The organism is Thermodesulfobacteriota bacterium (genome assembly GCA_040755095.1).
Taxonomy (GTDB): domain Bacteria; phylum Desulfobacterota; class Desulfobulbia; order Desulfobulbales; family JBFMBH01; genus JBFMBH01.
The window spans coordinates 1-19,831 of the sequence record JBFMBH010000078.1; the positions used below are offsets into that span (position 1 = coordinate 1).

9 protein-coding genes are annotated in these 19,831 nt (G+C 69.2%); 2 read left to right on the forward strand and 7 right to left on the reverse strand.

Annotated elements, in window-relative coordinates; all coding sequences use genetic code 11:
* Positions 1-813, forward strand: an 813-nt coding sequence (locus AB1634_12175) for a DUF3786 domain-containing protein (GenBank protein MEW6220274.1), incomplete at its 5' end; no start/stop codon positions are given.
* 74 nt (positions 814-887) lie between these two features.
* Positions 888-1,502: a Uma2 family endonuclease gene (locus tag AB1634_12180; GenBank protein ID MEW6220275.1), complete on the forward strand. Its 615-nt coding sequence runs from the start codon at positions 888-890 to the stop codon at positions 1,500-1,502.
* 97 nt (positions 1,503-1,599) lie between these two features.
* Here the strand turns inward: AB1634_12180 and AB1634_12185 are convergent, their stop codons facing one another.
* From AB1634_12185 to AB1634_12215, 7 genes are all read right to left on the reverse strand, one after another.
* Positions 1,600-2,013, reverse strand: coding sequence for a hemerythrin family protein (locus AB1634_12185; GenBank protein MEW6220276.1), 414 nt, complete (start codon positions 2,011-2,013; stop codon positions 1,600-1,602).
* Between the two features lie 113 nt (positions 2,014-2,126).
* Positions 2,127-2,543 (reverse strand): hypothetical protein, encoded by a 417-nt coding sequence (locus AB1634_12190; GenBank protein ID MEW6220277.1) that lies wholly within the window; start codon positions 2,541-2,543, stop codon positions 2,127-2,129.
* A gap of 158 nt (positions 2,544-2,701) precedes the next feature.
* The gene (locus tag AB1634_12195; GenBank protein ID MEW6220278.1) at positions 2,702-3,088 is read right to left on the reverse strand and encodes a hypothetical protein; all 387 of its coding nucleotides are present in this window, start codon (positions 3,086-3,088) and stop codon (positions 2,702-2,704) included.
* Between the two features lie 167 nt (positions 3,089-3,255).
* Positions 3,256-5,328: a peptidase U32 family protein gene (locus AB1634_12200; protein ID MEW6220279.1), complete on the reverse strand. Its 2,073-nt coding sequence runs from the start codon at positions 5,326-5,328 to the stop codon at positions 3,256-3,258.
* Between the two features lie 10 nt (positions 5,329-5,338).
* A complete protein-coding gene (locus tag AB1634_12205) occupies positions 5,339-7,651 on the reverse strand; it encodes a Rossmann fold nucleotide-binding protein (protein ID MEW6220280.1) in 2,313 nt (770 codons plus the stop codon).
* 160 nt (positions 7,652-7,811) lie between these two features.
* Positions 7,812-19,424 carry a DUF1566 domain-containing protein gene (locus AB1634_12210; protein MEW6220281.1) on the reverse strand — a complete coding sequence of 3,871 codons (11,613 nt, stop codon included), beginning with the start codon at positions 19,422-19,424 and terminating at the stop codon, positions 7,812-7,814.
* Positions 19,425-19,709: 285 nt separating this feature from the next.
* Entirely contained in the window at positions 19,710-19,826 is a 117-nt protein-coding gene (locus AB1634_12215) for a rhomboid family intramembrane serine protease (GenBank protein MEW6220282.1), read from the reverse strand.
* Positions 19,827-19,831 lie beyond the last annotated feature (5 nt).

Consider the following 19,831-nt stretch of genomic DNA (forward strand, 5'->3'; position numbering starts at 1 on the left):
TGCCTGGCCTTTGCCGTGGCGGTGACCCGGGGCGGCGCCCGGCCCCAGGCCTGCCCCCATCTCGACCTGGCGGCCCTGCCCGCCGGGCTGGGCCGGGAGGCAGGACCCCCTCCTGACCAGGAGCGGCAGCTGGCGCACCAGCTGCGGGCCAAGGTCGTGGCCCTGGACCTGGCCGCCCTGGCCGCGGCCCTGGGCTGCCGCTGGGATGCCGGTGCGGCCGGCCTCCGCTTCCGCTACCTGGGCCAGGAGGTGCTCCTGGGCCGGGCAGGCCTCCTTTTGGACGGCAGGGAGCCGGAGGATCCCCGGGACCAGATCCTGCTGTGCAACTACGTGGCGGGCGGCGGTGCTGCGGCGCCCCGGCAGGATTGGGTGGGGATGGAGAGCCTGCCCAGCTCGATCTCCAAGATCAAGACCCTGCGCACCTACGGCGAGGAAAGGCTGGCCGAGCTGTTTGCCAGCCTGGCCGCGGAGCGGCTTGTCGTCCTGGCCCAGGCCCTGGACGGCCGGCCCCAGGACGACCCCACCGCCACCGCAGCCATGATCATCCCGGTCCTGCCCCGGCTGCCGCTTCTGGTGCTCTACTGGGCGCCGGAGCCGGAGGAGGGCTTTGCCGCCCGGGTCAAGATCCTCTTCGACCGCCGGGTGCTGGAGGTTCTTGATCTCGAGTCCCTGGTCTTTGCCGCCGAGCGCCTGGCAGACCGGGTGCAGGCCCTGGCCGCCGCCTCGCCCCCATCCGAAAAGGCCGGGGCCGGCCATGCCGCGCCGGAGCAGAGGACTTGGCTGGGTCCGGCTGGCCGGGCGCCCGCTCCTTGACGCCCTGCGCGCCCATTGGCTAAGGTGGAGCCGGGACTGCGGCAGCGAACGGTCACGTCCGGAGGGCACCAGCCATGGCACTACCTTTGCGCAAACACGAGGGCTTCACGTACCGCGACTACCGCACCTGGTCGGAGGATGAACGCTGGGAGCTGATCGCGGGCGTTCCCTTCTGCATGACGCCGGCGCCCTCGACCCGCCACCAGCGCCTGGCCGGGGAGATGTACAAGCAGATCGCCATGTTCCTCACCGGCCGGGACTGCGAGGTGTTCTTCGCTCCCTTCGACGTGCGGCTGGCCCAGCCCGATGCCGACGACGACGAGACGGACACGGTGGTCCAGCCGGACATCGTCGTGGTCTGCGACCCGGCCAGGATCGACGAGCACGGCTGCAAAGGCGCGCCCGACTTCGTCATCGAGATCCTCTCCCCCGCCACCGCGGTGCGGGACTGCATCACCAAGCTGGCGCTCTACCAGGAGCACGGGGTGCGGGAATACTGGATCGTCTCCCCGGACGAGAAGGCCGTGACCGTGCATCTGCTCCGGGAGGATGGCCGGTACGAGGCCAGGACCTACCGGGCCTGGGCGGAGCCGATCCCGGTCACCATCCTGCCCGGACTGGACATCGACCTGGGCCCGGCCTTCGGTGCCACGGCTGGCCCGCCGGAACAGAGAAGCAAGAAGGGATAGATCACGAGACGCCGCGGCTCCGGTGCTCCTCAAGGAGCGCCTCGGGGACGAGCCGGAGGGCCAGCCAGACCAGCACCGGGAGAATGAGCACCAGCGATCAGAGCAGATCCAGGTGCTTTCTGACCACGGCGGCGTACTTGCGGTCCTCATTGCTGATGTGCCCCAGCCACCATTTCCGCAGAAAGACCAGCAGATCCTCGACGTCGCCCTCATGCGTGCGGTGCACGGTCATGGCATGGACCTGATCCGCAAAACGGCTGTGCAGGGCTACGTGCTCGCCCATTGACTGATAACCGGCTGCCCGCATGAGCGCCTCCTCGGTGGAGAAGTGGAGGGCGGCGTAGTGGTGCAGGACGTCCAGCGTCGGCTTGTAGACCGTGGCCGCATCACCCCTCTGGAAGAAGTAGTAGAAGGAGTTGATCGTGGAGACGATGCCCCGGTGCTGCTCGTCGACAATCGGGATCCCGATTTCATGGCCTGGCTGCCAGACGATGTACAGAAGGTTTTCCACGTATGCCCCCTGGCACTCCCTCGGTGAACCGTGTCTTGGGGTCGGTGCCTGCTCTGCCCGGAATGGCTCTCCTGGTTCTCCTCATATTCACCAGGCAACCAGTTCGGTGTGGGCTAGGCATCCCATTCCGGATATTGCTGCGGCTTGACTCCCGATTCGCCAACCATTCTTGGATATTTCTCACCTTGCTTCGGCTCCTTGGGGGCACAACGAACCCTGCTGATCCTGAACAACCAGCTGTCGCCGTAGTCGAAGAGGTAATACATCTTCTTGTTTTGCGGGAGTGGAAACAGGCTCTCCAGGCTCATAAATATGTCAGCGTTCTCCTCGTCATAACGAACCCGGTCCCGGCTTCTGTCGGTTCTTGCAACAAAGAACTCGTACAAGTGGTCATTGTCAAAGCAAACCGCATTCTGAATCGCAAAATGCAGGTCTTCGAGGGTCGATTTGGAATCGATTTCAATGGTTGCCGCCCAGTCATCCGCGATACCGGCACCGGACAGCAAGTCAACCCTGATCGTCCAGATCATACATCCACCTCATTCCAGCCTGATGATGGCCGCAACAGGCGCGGAGCCTGAGCCAGTCTTCTGGAGAGCATCCCGTGTGCTGGTCGCCCGCTGTGCGACTGGCTCCGCCAAGCCAGGGAGCTGAAAACAGGAGTCAATCCTGGCACGATCCAATGACCTCACCGAATCGACGATGGATCTCTCGCGTCGGCATGGAGACGCCATTCGCGTCCGTCCAGCGTGACGCTATACTCGCCGACCATTCGAAGATCGTCCGGAAAAAGCTCCTTCTTTCGTGCAATGAACTGCTCAATCAGCGCAGACACCAGCAGATCGTGTTTGGTTGACGCGCGAAGTCTCGCTACATAATCTGTATTGTTAACTTCATCCATCACAACCGCGTTCCATACCGTGTAGGTAATGATGAGAACCTTCTCGATCTCCCCCTTTGCCGCAACACCATCCAACATGCCCAATAGTGGTGAAGAAAAATCAAGGAACGTTTCCGATATCTTCCTGTTGGGAAACACCATACCGCTCTTCTTCGCGCGCCTGCTGGTTTTCAATTGCGGATCTCCCTTGCCAACGTTGAGCTAACGGGCAGAACAATAGCGTAGACTGTTGGACTATTCCTGCTTGAGGCGCACGATGCAATGCGCTACCAGTTGAGCCCACCGGTTCATTCTTACCGCCCGGGGCTCCTGCCCGTCAAGCGCCGGGCCGTCCTCCTTCTTCAGAGCAGCCGGCCCCGGAAGTTGAAGGTGGTGGCCCCCCGCAGGCCCTGGCCTTTGGCGGCCAGGGCCTGGGTCAGCTCCTCCTCGCCGCCGGGCCCCATGGCGGTCAGATCCAGGACCCCGTAGTCCAGGCCCAGGCCTTCGAGGTCCGGCAGCTCGGCGAGCAGGGAGAGGGGCCGGCGGCTGTGCACGAAGACCAGGCCGCGGCGGCGCTGGAGGACGAGCTCCTCGCCCTTGGGGCTGATCATGGGCACGCCGTACCGGAACCAGGCGGGGGCGGCCCGGGCGGTGCACAGGGCGGGCCGGCCGAAGAGGGTAAGGCCTACGGCCAGGCCCGGGTTGGCGGCGAGGAGGGCGGCCAGGTTGTCCCGGTCGGTTTCCAAAGAGGCCTGGACCGCGCCCACGCCCAGATCCTTCAGGGTGTGAAGGCTGCCGCTGTTGAGAACGTTCAGGGTAAAGTCGCCCATGATCTCCACCGGCTGGCCGATGAAAAGCTGCAACTGGCCAATATGGCCGATCTGCCAGCGGCGCTGGCCGGCGCGCAGCAGCCGGGACACGGCCTGGCGATAGCCCTCCACCTGGGGCTCCAGAATGACCGGCGGCAGGGCGATGACCAGGCCAGGATCGGCCTTGGGCAGCCGGTGACTCCCGGGGTCCAGGGTCAGGGTGACGATGCGGCGGCTGGTCTGGACCGGCAGCCGGCGGCGGCCGGGGGGGAGGCCGTCGGCCCGCAGCCAGAAGGCGAGACGCCGGGCCGGCCGGGAGGGGGCCGGTGCCGCCACCTCGGCCAGGAGGCGCGCGAGGTGTGCCCGGTCCACGAGCTTCTCCAGACGCCGCCGGCCAAAGGCCGCGCTGTCCACCCCGGCCCCCTCCCCCAGGAGCCGGCCCGCGGCCCGGTCCACCAGATAGAGGCTGTCGCCGGGCCGGGCCGGATGGGTGGCAGTCAGGCTGACCGAGGCGCCGGCCGGGGCCTGGGAAACCGGCCGGCCGTCCAGCCGCAGATCCCGGACGGTGAAGGCCTGGCGCTCGCCGGAATCCTCCTGGTGGAGCCGCACCCGGTCGCCAACCGCCAGATCCAGGCGCAGACAGAGACGCAAGCTGCCGGACCGGGCCTCCCGGACCTGGCCCAGGAAGCGGCCGATGTTGCCGGAATGGCCGGGGTTGATGATCTCCGGCGGGGACGGCGAGGCAAAGAAGCCGGAGGTGCTCTTGCGGCCCAAGGCCTCGGCCAGGAGCGCCTTGGCCTCGGCCAGGGCGGCCTGGTCGCCGGGCGCGGCGTCCAGGGCCAGGCGGTAGGCGGCCACCACGGCGCCCACGTAGCTGGCGCTGCGCATGCGGCCCTCGATCTTGAGGGAGCCCACGCCGGCGGCGGCCAGCTGCGGCAGGAGATCGAGGCCGCACAGATCGTGCATGGACAGGAAGTAGCCGCCCTCGGCGCCGCCCCGGCCGCCGGCCCAGCGGTAGCGGCGGCGGCAGGGCTGCACACAACGGCCCCGGAGGCCCGATTTGCCGCCCAGAAAGGAGGAGAAGAGGCACAGCCCCGAGTAGCTGAAGCACATGGCGCCGTGGACAAAGGCCTCCAGCTCCACGGCGGTCCGGGACCGGACCGATCGTATCTCCTCGATGGTCATCTCCCGGGCCAGGACTACCCGGGCAAAGCCCATGGCGGCCAGCTGCTGCACCGCCAGCGAGTTGTGGGCGGTCATGAGGGTGCTGGCGTGGATGCGCAGGCCCGGGAAGCCCCGGCGGGCCAGGCGGTAGAGGCCCAGATCCTGGAGGATGACGGCGTCGATGCCGATGCCGTCCAGGATGGCCAGAAGCTCCGCCGCCACTGCCAGCTCCTCCTGGCGCACCAGGCTGTTCATAGCGGCGTAGACCTTGACCCCGCGCTCGTGGCCGTAGGCCACCAGGGCCGCAAAATCGGCCAGCGTGATGTCCTTGGCCAGGGCGCGGGCGTTGAGACCCGGCACGCCGACGTAGATGGCGTCGGCGCCCCGGGCCACCGCCTGCTGGAAGGCGGCGACAGAGCCGGCCGGCGCCAGCAGCTCCGGAGGCGAAGATTGACGGGGCATGAGGGCGGGATCAGTCGCTCCAGGGGGCGCCCTGCCGGGCGGCCAGGACCTCGATGGCGTCGCGGATGGTCTTGGGCAGGGCCAGGCGGTGGCGGCGGGTGTTCTCCGCCGCGGCCAGAAGGCCGGTCTCCGGGATGCCGGTACGGCTCCAGTAGGCAATGGGGTCCCGCAGGAAGGTGGTGATGATGCCCAGGGCCTCCTGGTAGTTCTTCACCGGATGGCAGAAGTCCGGCACCCAGGCGGGCGCCAGGCGCACGGCCTGGGTGCCGATCTTCTGCAGGCCGGCCGAGATGGCCAGCTGCCGGAGGATGAAGGTCCACAGGTGCTCGCCGCCCTGGCCCAGGCCGAAGGGATCGACGAAGATGTGGGGCGCCGGCAGACTCTGGAAGAGCTTCAGGTTGGTGATGGAGATCAAAAGCTCCTCCAGGGTGCCTAAGCCCCCGATGTTGTAGATCTTGCACAAGGAGACCCGGTCCAGGAGGTTCTGGCGCAGGTGGCGGGCGGAGTTGCGGAAGTTGACCATCACCGGCGGCCGCAGGTTGGCCTTCTGGCCGATCTTCTCGGAATCGATGCCGATGCCGATCCGGAGGATGTCCAGGCCCTCCGCCGCCTCGTCGGCGATGCGCATCACCCCCGGGCCGGCGCCGTGGCACACCGCGAAGCGGCCGGCGATCTCCCGCATCTCGTTCAGCTCGGCCAGAAAGGTCTCGATCTCCTGGGTGAGCACCTGCTCGGTGCCCTCCACGTGGGAGCCGTACATGGCCACCACCATCTGCAGCTCGGCCAGATGCTCCTTGGCGCCCCGGGTCACCCAGAAGCCCTGGAAGAACTCCCGGACATGGGCGTCCTCCCCCTCGCCGAACAGCATGTAGAAGCGCACCCCGTCCCGCTCCGCCAGGTCGCAGAAGGTCTCGTAGGTGGTCTGGCCAAAATAGATGTTGGGCCCTCCCGCCGCCGGCAGGCCGTTCATGGCCACCCCCTCCTCCTGGATGGAGCGGGCGACGAAGACCCCGACGTTGTTGCGCTTGAGGACCCGGAGGGTGTCGGTAACCGGGAAGTGGTGGCTGACAAAGACCTTGCGCAGCTCCTGGGCCCCGCCCACCGACTCGAGGTTGTCCACAAAGGCCCGCAGCTCCAGGGGGATCTCGCCGCCCTTGTGCACACCGAAGGGGATGGTGCCCCGCACCACCTCGTAGATGATCCGGTTCTGGGCCTGCTCGTGCCACTCCCCCTCCTCCAGCTCCCGGGGGATCTCCACCGAGCGGTTGCGGCCAACGATACGGCCGTGGGCACCCCGCTCGCCAGGCGCCCGGGAGAGGCCAGCCAGGAGCGCCTCGGCCACCGGCAGCTTGAAGATGTCGGTGGCATCGGCAAAGTCCACCCCGTCCCGGATGATCCGCTCCGGCCGGCCGGCGGCAAAGACCCGGCTGGCCACCCGGGCGGTGTCGGCATCCGCCGGATAGAGCCGCAGCCGCACCTCCAGCCGGCCGGTGGGGATGGCCTCGTCGCCGCTGTGGAAGAGCTCCACCTGCCGCGGCACCTGGATGCCGGTGGTGCGCACCCCGTCCAGGAGCCGGGCCGCCAGGTGGAACACCTCCGGATGGTTGAGCTGGCGCTCAATGAGGGCCAGATACGGCCCCAGGGAGATGTGCACCGCCGAGACCAGGAACTCGCCGGGCTCCAGCTGGGCCGGCAGGCCGTAGCAGGAGGGATGCTGGATCAGGCCCAGGGCCTCCTTGCTCTGCAAGAGCACATGCTGGGCGTTGCTGCCTGCGGTGAGCAGGGTGGTGGACAGAAGGTAGCGGATGTTCTCCAGCGGCAGCCGGACGGTGCCGTCACCGTCGATGCGGGCCCGGTCCGGCAGGAGGAGGTGATGCTGGGCGATGGCCGCCTCCACCTCCACCTGGCCCAGGGGCTCGCTCAGGGGGATGAACAGCCGGGCCACGGTGAGCCGGGCCTGGCGGTCACACAGATTCCGCAGCTCGGCGAACAGGGTGTCCGGGATCCGGCGGTTGAGGGAGGACAAGAGGATGGGCAGCTCCACCAGCCGCCGGCCGGTATGGATCACCGGCTCCCCCTCCCCCAGCTCCACGTCCAGCCCCACCTGGGAATGGCCGGAGCGGCCGATGAGCCAGCAGCGCTCCCGCAGGCTGCCGGCCGCCACCAGATCCCGCAACAGGCCCCGCAAGGTGTCGCTGGTCTCCTCCAGGCGCATCACCGCCGGCAGCTGCGGCACCCCCAGGGCCTCATTCAAGATCGGCTCGTCCTCGGGCCGGCAGGCCAGGATGCCGTCATCGGTCAGGAGGGGCGGCCGCCGCATCATCCCCGCCCCCGCACCCGGCCCCTCGCCCAGGCGCAACGCCGGACCGGGATGGGAATCCGGCCCCTGAAGGACGACGCATGCGTCGCCCCTTTCCGAGGTGATCCCCGCCCGACGTCCCCCGCGGCCGCGGCCACCGGGCTATGGAACATCCCGCCCACCATCACCGGTCCTTGACGCCCCGCACCGCCCGGACATAGAGGGTCCGGTCCTTGCCCGCGGCATACACGTACTCGCCGTCGTGGTCGAAGCGCACGAAGTAGGCCTCGGCGGGTGTGCGCTCGCTGGTGGTGCTGCTCCAGTAGAGGGCCTGGGCCCGGGCGCCGGCGGGATGGACGAAAAGCGGATCCATGGCCTTGGGCCCCAGGCTGTCGTAGTCCAGAAGGCTTGCCAGCTCCTTGACATCCGGCAGCCGCCAGTCGCTCTGGCCGGCCAGGGTCAGGGCCTCGGCGGCGGCCAGGGCCTGGCTCCAGCTTCCCTCCAGCATCCCGGTCTTCTGCCAGACCAGACCGGTGCGCAGGTCGGTCACCGTACCGTCACCGTTGTCGTGGAACCGCTCCCCGGTCAGGGGTGGCGTGCCACCGGACGGCGGATAGACGTGCACGGCCCGCACGTAGGCTTGGCTGTCGGCCGGGCCGTAGTAGTCAGACCCATCGTCGAAGTAGACAAAGCGCTGGCTGGCCGCCGGCCCCGCCTCGCCGGTCCAGTAGGCGTCGGCCTTGGTATGGGGGAAGAACCGGAAGTCGTTGGCGCCATTGCCGGTGGCGGTGCGGAAGCGGTCCGGCAGCGGCCCGAAATCGCCGTAGTTGACGATGTTCCGGAGCTGGGCCACGGCAGGCAGCTGCCAGTGATCGAGCCCCAGCTGGCCGTACCGGCTGTTCATCTGGGCCAGGTAGCCGGAGCCGGCCGCGGTGCCGGAAAAGACCGCCTCCCGATCCTGGAAGCCACCCTGGCCGGAGGCGGCCTTCACCTCCCACAGGAGGCCCTGGCTGCGGTCATGGACGAAGAGGAAGCCGGGCCAGGGGGTGCTGTCCGGCACCTCCTCCAGACGGGCGTTCAGCTTCCGGAGGACAGCCGTCGGCGCCCGGTACTGGGCGTCCTGGCCAGCCAGCGCTGCCGGATCGCTGCAGGCCACCCGCGTGCTGCTGGCGGCAAAGCAGGCATCCTGGCCGGTGTCCGGCAGGGAATAGGCCACGGCCAGGCTGACCAGCCGCTGGGAATCGCCGATCACCTGGCCGTTGCTGTTGTTGGTGAATTCCAGGGTGGTCTCGTCGTCGGTGGCCGGCAGGGCGGCAATATCCACCGTAAGATGCACCGTCACCGTGCCACCCGGCGGCAGGCTGCCGCTGTCCGGGTTCAGCAGCAGCCAGGCGCTGTCGTGCTGGCCGGACCAGAGGATGGCCTCGCCGCCGGGGTTGGCCAACTGAACCTCCAGAACCGCCGGCGCCACTGCTCCGGCCTGCTGCCGGAAGGCCAGGACCTGGCCAGCGGCCGGGGAGGTCACCTCCAGGGCGCCGAAGCTGGGCAGCACATCCAGGCGCACCTGGCGGAAGATGGTGGTGCCGGTGTCCGTGTCGGTGAAGGTGATGCTGCCCATATGGACGCCGTGGGACAGCAGCCCGACCCCCTCGTTGAGAATGGCCGTGACCGGCACCGGCGTGCCGGCAACGGCGCTGCCGCCCGCCGGCGCCAGATCCAGCCAGGGGACGTCGCTGGCCGCCGTCCAGTCCATGGCCTGGGGCCGGACGTTTGCCAGCTCCCAGGAGACCGCGCCCGGGGTGAACGTCCCGCCCTCGCGGCCCACGCCCACGACCTGCACCGCCTCGGGCGACACCGCAAATTCGCCCACCGCCAGCTGCACCGGCCGGGACGTGCTGCCAAGGCCGTTGGTCACGTTCAGCAGCTCGATGGTGTCGGTATAGAGGCCCGCGGCCAAGGTCCGGGTGCTGGGGGCGAGCTGCACCGCCAGCCAGGCCCGTTCCCGGGGCTCGAGCCGGAAGAGGCGCTGGCCGCCACCTGCCCAGCCCTCCGGCGGGTCAAACGGCGGCAGCTTGAAGAAGCGCAGCCAGGCGGCGGTGTTGGCCACCGTCAGATCCAGGGCCTGGCAGCCGGTGTTCTCCACCTGATAGACCGCAAGATCGTCGGGCGCAAAGGGGCCTCCCCGCGGTCCGCTGGCGTCGAGATCGCCGAAGCCGGGATACAAGGAGACGGCCAGGGCCGGGGCCGGGTCGCTCACGGCCAGGGTCACGGTGCGGGTGGCGGAGACCTGGCTCAGGGCGTGGTTGGTGACCGTCAGGGTGTCCTGGTGGCTGCCTGCGGCCAGATCAAAAGCCGGCGGCATCAGGAAAGGCACCACCAGCCAGCTGGCGCCGCCGGGCACGGTGGCGCTGGCCGGCCGGCCGTTGAGGCCAATGCCCTTCAGCTGGCCGCCGCCCGCCGGGTCCACCACCGCCACCGCCAGCCACGGGCTGGTGGCGGCCACGGAAAAGCCCTTCGGGCCGGGATCGCTGTTGGCCAGGGTGTAGATGTTCATGAGCAGGGCGGCGCTGGACCAGGCATCGCAGGTGGCGATGGCCGGCTGCCAGTCCTCCGCCGGCAACAGGGCCAGCGGATCGACCGCCGGCTCGAACCGGGCATCCACCGCCCAATGGCCGGTCATGGCCAGCACACAGTCGCCGCTGCCAGTGCAGGCATCGCCGCTCCAGCCCAGGAAGGTGGAGCCAGGATCCGCCTGGGCATGAAGGGTGAGGGTGCTGCCTTCCGGGAAGGCGACGCTGGCGTCCGCGCACGCCCCCGGGCAGTCCAGGCCTGCCGGGTCGGTCCACACCCGGCCTGCGCCGGCGCCGCTCTTCGCTACCGAGAGGGTGCGGCTCGGCGCGTTGGCCGGCCGGAAGGTCTGGATGCGATTGTTGCCGTAGTCGCTGACATAGATGTTGCCAGCCGGGTCGACCGCCACGTCCGCCGGCCCGTTGAGCTCACCGGGGCCAGTACCGTAGGTGCCGAAGGAGGCGACCCAGAGGCCATCGGCCGTGAACTTCTGGATACGGCTGTTGCCGCTGTCGGCCACATAGACGTAGCCGGCACCGTCGACGGCAATGCCGCTGGGATAGAGGAATTCGCCATTGGCGGAGCCGGATCCGCCCCACTGGCCCAAAAAGCCGCCGACGGCATCGAACCGCTGGATCCGGTGGTTGTTGGTATCGGCCACATAGACCGTTTCGTCCGGCCCCACGGCCACGTCATAAGGGGCGTCCAGCTCCCCCTCCCCGGTGCCCAGGGAGCCCCAGGAGGTGTAATGGGTGTAGTCGTCCAGGAACTTCTGGATGCGGTGGTTGTCGGTGTCCGCCACGTAGAAGTGGCCGTCGGGTCGGATCGCCACGCCGGCCGGGTCGGCGAACTGGCCATCAGCGCTGCCAAACTCCCCGAAGCCACCCAGCGAGGTCCCATCCGGTGTGAACCGCTCGATCCAGGCGTAGTGGGTGTCGACGACCATCACCTCGCCGGCGGGGGTGACCGCCACCCCTTGCGGGTTATGGAGGGCACCCCAGAAGCCCTGCGAGGAGCCATCGCTTGTCCGGAAAACCTGGACCCGGTTGTTGCCGGTCTCGGTGACGAACAGGCGACCGGTCCGGTCCAGGGCCAGGCTCCAGGGCCCGTCCAGCTGGCCCTGGCCGGAGCCGGGCGTCCCCCAGCTCGCCACCGGCTCGTAGACCTCGCCGCTCCGGAACTCCGCGCTCACGGTCTGGGGGGCGTCCATGTGCACCACGCAGTCGCCGGTGCCGGAACAGGCGCCGCCCCAGCCGGCGAAGATGGCGCCGGCAGCGGCCTGGGCCTGGAGGGTGACATCGGTGCCGGCCGGAAAGTCCTCGGTGCAGTCGGTGCCGCAGTCGATGCCCGGCTCGGTGCTCTGGACCACCCCGTTACCGTTCACTGTGACGTTCAGAGCGAAAAGCGGCGGCAGCACCAGGGTGTCCTCCTGGGCGGCGTTGTTGCCTGGCACCGGATCGCTGGTGCTGCTCGCCACCTGGGCGGTCAGGATCATGGTGCCGCTGGTGCCTGCCGCCACCGTGCCCCCGAGCACGATGACCCTGGTGCCGCCCGGGTCGAGGATGCCCAGGTCCAGGGAGCCACCCGCCGGCCAGGGGCTCCACGGCGGCTGGCCATTCATGGCATAGGCGAGACCGGTGAGGGCGGGATCCGGGGTGACGGCCAGCTGCACGGCCTCGGCCGGGTCGGGGCCATCGTTGGCCACGGTGATGACATAGCCCAGGAGCGAGCCAGGGCCCACCGGATCCGCGGTGTCGGCCAGGGCTACCCCGAGGTCGGCGCCGGTGGCCGGTGGCACTGGGGTGTACTCCAGGAAGTTGATGGAGCGGTTCTCCACCGCCCCCTGGAGGGGGACATTGAGGTCATCCGGGTCCAGATCGACGCTCACGGCCCAGAGCTGGTAGCTGTGGCCATAGGCCAGGAGGCCGGAGGGCACCGGGAAGGAGACCACGGCCGGCGGGGTTGCCGGCGGCAGGAAGGTCTGGGCACTGCCGTAGATCCAGCATGGGGTGCCGCTGGTGGTGTCGAAGACCCACAGCCAGTAGCTCTCCGCCAGCCCGGGCTGGGTGTTGAAGGAGAAGCTCGGGGCCAGGGGTTGGCTGTCGTTGATGACCAGGCCATCGGCCAGCGGTAGCTGCACCGGCTTGTCCAGGTTGTGGGAGGGCAGGCTCACCTGGCTGCCGGAGGGGGAGATGGCGGTCACCGTCACCTGGCCGGTCCAGCTGCCGTCGTAGGGCGCGACGTCGAGATAGACCGGCAGGCAGAAGGTGGAGGCTGGCACCGGGACGCCATCCACCAGGACCTGGTCGAAGACGAGGCTGTCCGGATCCGGCTGGGCAAGCCCCCGCAACAGAAGCCAGCCCGAGGAGGCAAAGCCGGGGATGACCGGCCGGTGGTCGGTGAAGAGCATGGTCGCCAGGGGTACATCGTAGGGCAGGAAGGCGACGGAGCGGTTCTCCACCATCTCCCACGGTGCGGCGGCGCCCTCCAGCTCGTCGAGGTCCAGGACCTCGGCCTCGAACAGGTACTGGCGTCCGCCCCGGAGCACGTTAGCCGGCACCGGGAAGGCCACCGAGCCGGGCTGCTCCATCCCGCCCAGGAAGTACTGGGGCGCGGTGGCGTGGATCATGAACCGGCCGCCGTCCGTGACGTCCCAGATGCGCAGGCGGTAGCCCTCGGCCATCCCGGACTGGGTATCGAAGGAGACGGTGGGGGTGAGGCCCGGCCCGGTCACCGCCAGGCCGGTGGGCAAGGGCAGCTGGACGGGGTGGTCCAGCTGGTGGCTGACGTGCACCGCGCTGGCGCCGCCGGGCGGGGTGACGGTGAAGGCCACCTGGCCGGTCCAACCGTCGTAGGGCAGGAAATCGCCGTAGGCGGGCAGGCCCTGGTACTGCTGGGACGGCGCCGCAAAGCCGTCGTCGGCCCGATCCGGGGTCGAGTCACCGGTGACCTGGTAGCCGCCCAGGCCGCAGGCATCATCCACCGTCACCCCCCGTCGCAGGAACCAGCCGTTGCAGGGCAAGGGACTGTCCGCTGGACAGTTCTCCGTGAAGAGATAGGGCTGCACCAGGGGCGAGACCACGGCCCGGTAGATGCCGCCGCTGCGGGCCGCGGCCAGCAGCTGGTTGTTGCGGCTCAGGAACAGCCGGCTGAGGTTGATTCCGTTGATGTCGTCGTAGGGCAGCAGCCCGTCGCTCATCTCCTGCCAGCTGGCGCCGTCATCAAGGCTGACAAAGACCGAGCCGCCGCAGGCGCTGGCAAACAGGCGGCCGTCCCGGCCGCGGACCACGGAGCTGGCGTCGCAGTTGTTGGGCTTGGCCAGGGCCTGCCAGGTGACGCCGGCGTCGGCGGTGCGGAAGAGGCCGCCGTTCCAAAAGGCGACAAAGAGGTCCCCGGACAGGGGATCCCGGAAGAAGCTGTTCTCCACCACGTTGGGGAAGGCAGGCAGGCCGTTGTGCACCGAAACCCAGGTGGCGCCGCCATCATCGCTCCGGAACAGGCCTTCCCGCTCCACGGCAGCAAACACCTGGCTGGCCGGGCCACCGGCCAGGGCCCGGATCTCGCCCGGACCGTCCACAAAGGGGAGTGGCGCGGCCGGCTGCCAGCTGGCCGCGCTGTCGTCGCTGAAGTAGACGGTGCCGTTGTCCAGACCGACATAGAGACGGCCGCTGCCATCCTTCGCCAGGGCCTCGCCATCCTGGAAGATCGGCAGACCGACCTCGGGCTTGGTGGGCAGGCCGGCCGCGGCCAGGGCCCAGGTCGCGCCGTGGTCCAGGCTCCGGTACACCCCGCCGGTATCGTCGCTCAGGGCATAGAGCCGATCCGCCCCGTCCACCAGCAGGGCGGAGACCCTGGCCGGGCCGCCGGTGCCGGCCCGGGCCCAGCTGGCGCCCTCATCCAGGCTCCGGTAGATACCGTCACCCCTGGAGCCGATGAACAGCCGGCCGGCGCCGTCCTGGACAAAGGGGCTGCTATCGAAGGGCACGGTGGGGAACTGGCCACTCAGATCGGTCCAGTGGGCGCCGCCGTCGCCGGTCCTGGCCAGGGCACCGCCGCCGCCGGCGAACAGAACGCCACCAGTGCTCACGCACATGGTGTGGGCGAGCCGCCCGTTGGGCAGGGCCCCGGCCGGGTGCCAGCTGGCCCCCTGGTCGAGGCTTTGGTACACGGCGCCCGCCACGGGATAGGCGGTGGTGGCCACAGCGGCGTACAGGGTGCCATCCGGGGCCGCGGCCAGCCGGGTCACCGCCCGCTCGCCAGGGAATTCCGCCGTCTCCGGCAGCCCGCTCGCTGCCGCTGTCCAGGAAACGCCGGCATCCGTGCTGGCGTAAAGGCCGGCGCCGCCGACGATGGCGGCATAGAGATGACCGCCCGCCGCCAGCAGATCCTGGACGTTGCCGCTGTCCAGCCCGCTGCCGGCGGGGGTCCAGGTCTGGCCATCGTCGGTGGTCCGGAAGATGCCGGCGGTGTCGGTGCCGGCCAGGACCACCCCGCCACTGGCTGCCAGGCGTTTGATCTCCAGACCCGGGAGCCGGAAAAGCTCGCTGGAGGTGTACACCCCATCCTGGGTGCCGACAAAGACGGTGCAGCTGCCCGGCGCCACCAGGATGGCCTCGATCCCGGCCGGCATGGCGGCAAGATAGGCCCAGGTGGCGCCATTGTCCAGGGACTGCCAGACCTCGTTCCCGTTGGCGGCCAGGTAGCCAAGGCCGCAGGCGCTGCCATCGGCCAGCACGTCCGGACCCCGGAAGCGCAACGAGCGGTAGTCCCAGGAATCGCCGCCATCGGCGGTCCGGAAGATGCCGCCGGGACCGGCCGCCAGGACCGCACCGGCATCGGTGGCGCTGCACAACAGGGCCCCGGCGGTCAGTCCCGGGCTCGGCCCCTGAAGATGCCAGGTGGCCCGGCAGGCGTTGATGGGATTTACGGTCACCGCACTGTGCACCGTGTTGTTGGCCGGATTGGGATCCACGACCTCCGCGACCACCAAGGCGGTATTGACCAGCTGGCCGGCCATGCCCGGCTCCACCGTGCCCCGCACCTGGAAGACCAGACTGGAGCCGTCGGCAGCCAGGCCACCCAGGGGCAGGGAGTCGGAGGCGGGCCAGGGCAGCCAGGTGAGGCCGCCGTCCAGGGAGTAGACGGGATCGAGCAGGCCGGCCGGCACCTGGTCGGTGACCGTCACCTGGGTGACGTTCTGGGGCCCGTCGTTGTAGACCTCGATGGAGAAGGTCAGCTCCTCGCCGGCCGTAACCGGCGACCCCCAGGGCCACTTGTCGATGACCAGGTCGGCGCCGCCCGCTACCTGGACCACCGCGAAGGCCTCGTTGCCAGCCAGGTCCGGATCAGGAAGATCGGAGAGCACCGAGGCCGAGTTGGCCAGCTGGCCAGCGAAGCCGGGATCCACCGTGCCCCGCAGGAGCAGTCCCGCCGACAGGCCGGGGTCGACGGTGCCCAGGTCCACGGCGCCGGTCCAGTGGAGCCAGGTGTTGCCGTTATCCAGGGAGTATTCGGGGGTGAACAGGGCCGGCGGCACACTGTCGCTGACCAGCACATGGGGCGCGGCCAGCGGACCGGCGTTGAAGACATCGATGGAATAGATGAGCTGGCTGCCGGCCGGCACCGGATCGTCCCAGGGGTGTTTGGCGATGAAGAGATTGGCGCTGGCATTGACCTGAACCGGCAGCACGACGTTGTTGTTGGCCGGGTTGGGATCGGCAGTGTCCGAGCCGGCCGAGGCCTCGTTGACCAGCGGGTCAGTGGCGCCGGCATGCACTGTACCCCGGAGCAGGATGCTGCGGGAAAAGCCCGACTCGATATCGCCCAATTGCACCTGACCCGGCCACGGATTCCAGGTGGCGCCGGCGTCCTGGGAATACTCCACACCCGTCAACGGCTCCGGCGGGTTGTCCAGCAGGACCACGTTGCGGGCCAGGTCCGGACCGTAGTTGGTGGCCCAGACCTCATAGGTCAGCTGGCCACCGGCATCCACCGGGTCGTTCCAGGCAACTTTGCCCACCTCCAGGTCGGCGGCCGCCAGGGGGCCCAGCTCCAGGTAGCCGTTCTGGACCTCGAAGAAGGCGCCGCCCCGGCCGGCACCGGAGAACAGGGTGGTCGCCGGCGCCGGCAGAAAGCCGCTGAAGAAGAGCTTGATGCCGGTGGTAGCGGTCAGATCGCTCAGGAAGGCGGCCGCTGCCGCCTGCACCGCCGGCGAGCTGCCAGCGGACAGATCGGCAGGGAAGACAAAGGCGGTGCGGCCGAAGATGGCGTCGTCGCCGCAGTTGGCCGGATCGGCGTACTCGATATCCAGGAACAGGTCCGGCATCGGGCCGCCCACCAGGGGCTCGCCATTGAGGAGCAGGGTGAAAAAGCCGCCGGTGTAACGCCGGGACTCGAAGCTGCCGGCAAGGGTCCAGTCCTCCCCCTGGACATCGGCGCCCAGGGTCGAGAGGCCGAAGCGCATGCTCAGATCCGTGACCGCGAAATTCCCAGCTGCCAGGGCGGCCAGAAAATCCGGGAAGCCGGCCAGGGGCAGGAGGCCGCGGAGCACACCCGGCGAGCCGGCATCGATGCCGCCGTAGTCCCGGGAGGCCAGGTAGTAGAAGGCATTGGGGTTGCCGCAGGTGTTGTAGGGCGGCGGGATGGCGTGACCGACGGCCGCCGGCTCCGGTCCTGAGCCGTCGGCGTTCCAGGCCGCGGCCCCCAGACCGTCCGCCTCCAGGCCCCGCAGGAAGAGGGAGGAGATGGGCGGCGGCGGCACGGCGTCGATCTCCACCTCGTTGACGGCGTCGGCGTTGCCGTCCCAGGCGAAGCGGACCTTGTGCACGGTCACTGGCGTGGCAAGCATCAGCCATGGCGACCAGCCGTAGGTCACCGAGTGCCAGGCATGGGGCACATAGTTGGTGAAGGATTCCCAGCCGGTGGTGGTGGAGCCCAGAAAGTCGGTCCAGGTGACCCCATCCAGGGAGTAGGAGATCCGCTCGCCCTGGGGCCCCCGGTTGCCGGAGACATCGACCCCGTCCCGGGTCATATGGCGGCGCAGGCCGTTGAGCTGCACCGGACAGCCGAAGTCCACCTCCAGGTACTGCCAGTCGTCGTAGCTGCTGGCAAAATAGGTGCCGGTATCGCCGTCAAAGGCCTGGTCGTGGGTGGTCCCCGACAGGCCCGAGCGGTCGCCGGAGACCACCGGCGATGGGCACTGGCTGGGCACCAGCACGAATTCGGCGCTCACAGTGGTGTCGGCGGCGAGCGGCACCACGCAGTCGCCGGTGCCCGTGCAGCCGCCGCCCGACCAGCCCACGAAGGCCGAGCCGGGGAGAGGCGTGGCGGTGAGGGTCACCGGCGTGCCGGCGTCGAAAAGGGCTTCGCAGGTGGCGCCGCAGTCGATGCCGGGCGGGCTGCTGGTCACCGTGCCAGCGCCCCCGCCTGGTCGCAGGACCGCCAGCTGGTGCTGGACGATGGCGGCATCCACCCGCAGGGCGAAGGCGTCAGCGGTCTGGACCGGGGTCCAGACCAGACCTTCAGGCAAGGGCGCCAGATGGAGATTGGCGAAACCGCCGGCCACGCTGCTGGCGGCGACAACCGTGAAGGTGTCGCCCTGGCTGGGCAGAAAGCCGTTGCGCAGGTCCACCTGCAGGGAGCCCGCCAGGGTGGCGGTACCGTTTGCCACCAGTTGGTCGTGGTTGTCGGCGTTGCTGCCGGGAATGGTGCCGGCCAGGTCGATGAACAGGGTGCCGCCGGCCCCTTGCGCCCACCGGTCCACAAAGGTCAGGACCCCGGGCGAGCTGCCAGGCCGGGTGCCGGCATCGTTGATGAAGGAGGTCGTGCTGATGTCGATGACGCCTGTACCCCGGATGTCGCCGGCGCCGGTATTGGCCAGGGAGGGACCGGCGAAGGCCAGGGTGCCTGTGTCCACCTCGATGATGCCGCTGTTGGTCACCGCGGTGTTGATCGTCACCACGCCGGCAGTGGCCCGCCTGAGGAGCAGGCCCTCGTTCTGCCAGGTGGAGGCAGCACCGGGAAAGTAGCTGCCATTGAACTGGACATCGGCCTGCACCAGGACTTGGCCGTCGGTCCGGTTGTGGAGCACCGCACCCTCGCCGAAGCGGATGTCGCCGCTGTCGCTCACCAGGACCAGGCCGCTGTTGCCGATGGTCCAGCCACCCCGGAAGCCCTTGGCACTGCCTCCGGCCAGCTCAAGCCGGGCGCCGGGCTGGACGTCCAGCACCCCAGTGCCGGCCCGGACACCGCCGGACCACAGGGTATCGCCCAGAAGGCGCAGGGTGCCGGCACCGGTGAGATCCCCGGCCAGCTCGAGGACGGCGGAGTCCTCCAGCCGACTCGACCCGGCCAGGTCCACGGTGGAGCCGGCGGGCACCGCGAACACCCCCGGCCCCATGAGCGTCGTGTTGTCGTTGAAGGTGTGACTGCCGGCCAGGGTGAGCCGGGCACCGGCGTCGGCGATGAGGATGCTGGCGTGGCTGGTGGTCGAGCCCAGGATCAGCTCGCCGGTCTCCACCCAGATATCGCCGGTGTTCTGGATGGCCGCGGCCAGGGTGACCGCGCCGGTGCCATTCTGGCGTGCCAGATGGCCGGCGTTGTTGATGGTCATTGGGGGGCCGTTGACATAATAGTCGCCGCTCAGAGCGCCGGCCTCGGACCAGATGAGCAGGACCCCGCCCGGCTGGTTGTTGATGACCACCCCGTCGCCGCTGCGCCAGTCGCCGGCACCGTTCCAGCGGATGGTGCCGAAGTTGTCGATGGTCTTGCCGCCCCGGATGGCCATGGGCGCAGCGCCAATCAGCTCGAGGTTGCCTCCTGCCTCGATGAGGATGCCGCCACCGTCGGCAGGAAAGGTGCCGATGACGCCCCCCGCAAGATACAGCGCGCCCTGAACATGGAGCACGGCGCTACCGGCCAAGGTGGCATTGCCCAGCTCCAGGCCGCCCAATGAGGCGATGTGGGAGGCGGCCACCAGGGTGAGGGTGCCCCCCTCAAGGCGCAGGTAGGCGTTGGCCTCCACCCCCAGGCTGCCCACGGTGGTGGTGGTGTCGTAGACGACATTGTAGGAATAGCCCAAATCCGGCAGGATGACGTCGTCGGTAGGCCCCGGCACGGCGTGGGTGTCCCAGTTCTCGGGGCTGGTCCACAGACCGTCACCAGCGGCACCGACCCAGGTGGTCGCCCCGGCGGGCGCCGCCCAGCCCAGGCCCCACAGAGCCACTGCCATCGCCATCCAAGCCTTTGCCACCATCCAGCCGGTCCTCATGGCTCTTCCTCCCTTGCCTGAACGCTCTTCAGCCTGGGCCCGCGGGCGGGGCCCAAGCCTGCCTGCCAATGCTGTCATCGAGAAGCTGCAAGAATCCGATGCTCCCTGGCCTTGCTGTCTCCCCTTACTCCCATCCTTCCCATAAGTCCCATGAGTCCTATAGGTCGTATAGGCCCTATGGGAGACAGGGGAATTCCGGGAATCATGAGAGATCCCTCGTGCCCGGGCAACCCGGGCAAAGTCGGCCTATCCGGGCCGCCGGCCGGGCCGCACAACGCCGAGCAGCGCCATGCCGGCCACAAAGCCGCCGACATGCGCCCACCAGGCGACCCCGCCCTGGAAGGCCGGGGCACCGGCGGTCATCTGGG

Bases quoted from the DNA above. Each gene is read 5' to 3' on its own strand.
- AB1634_12190 (MEW6220277.1), bottom strand. From the start codon at position 2,543: ATGATCTGGACGATCAGGGTTGACTTGCTGTCCGGTGCCGGTATCGCG.
- AB1634_12200 (MEW6220279.1), bottom strand. From the start codon at position 5,328: ATGCCCCGTCAATCTTCGCCTCCGGAGCTGCTGGCGCCGGCCGGCTCT.
- AB1634_12210 (MEW6220281.1), bottom strand. From the start codon at position 19,424: ATGGCAGTGGCTCTGTGGGGCCTGGGCTGGGCGGCGCCCGCCGGGGCG.
- AB1634_12180 (MEW6220275.1), top strand. From the start codon at position 888: ATGGCACTACCTTTGCGCAAACACGAGGGCTTCACGTACCGCGACTAC.
- AB1634_12215 (MEW6220282.1), bottom strand. From the start codon at position 19,826: ATGACCGCCGGTGCCCCGGCCTTCCAGGGCGGGGTCGCCTGGTGGGCG.
- AB1634_12205 (MEW6220280.1), bottom strand. From the start codon at position 7,651: ATGATGCGGCGGCCGCCCCTCCTGACCGATGACGGCATCCTGGCCTGC.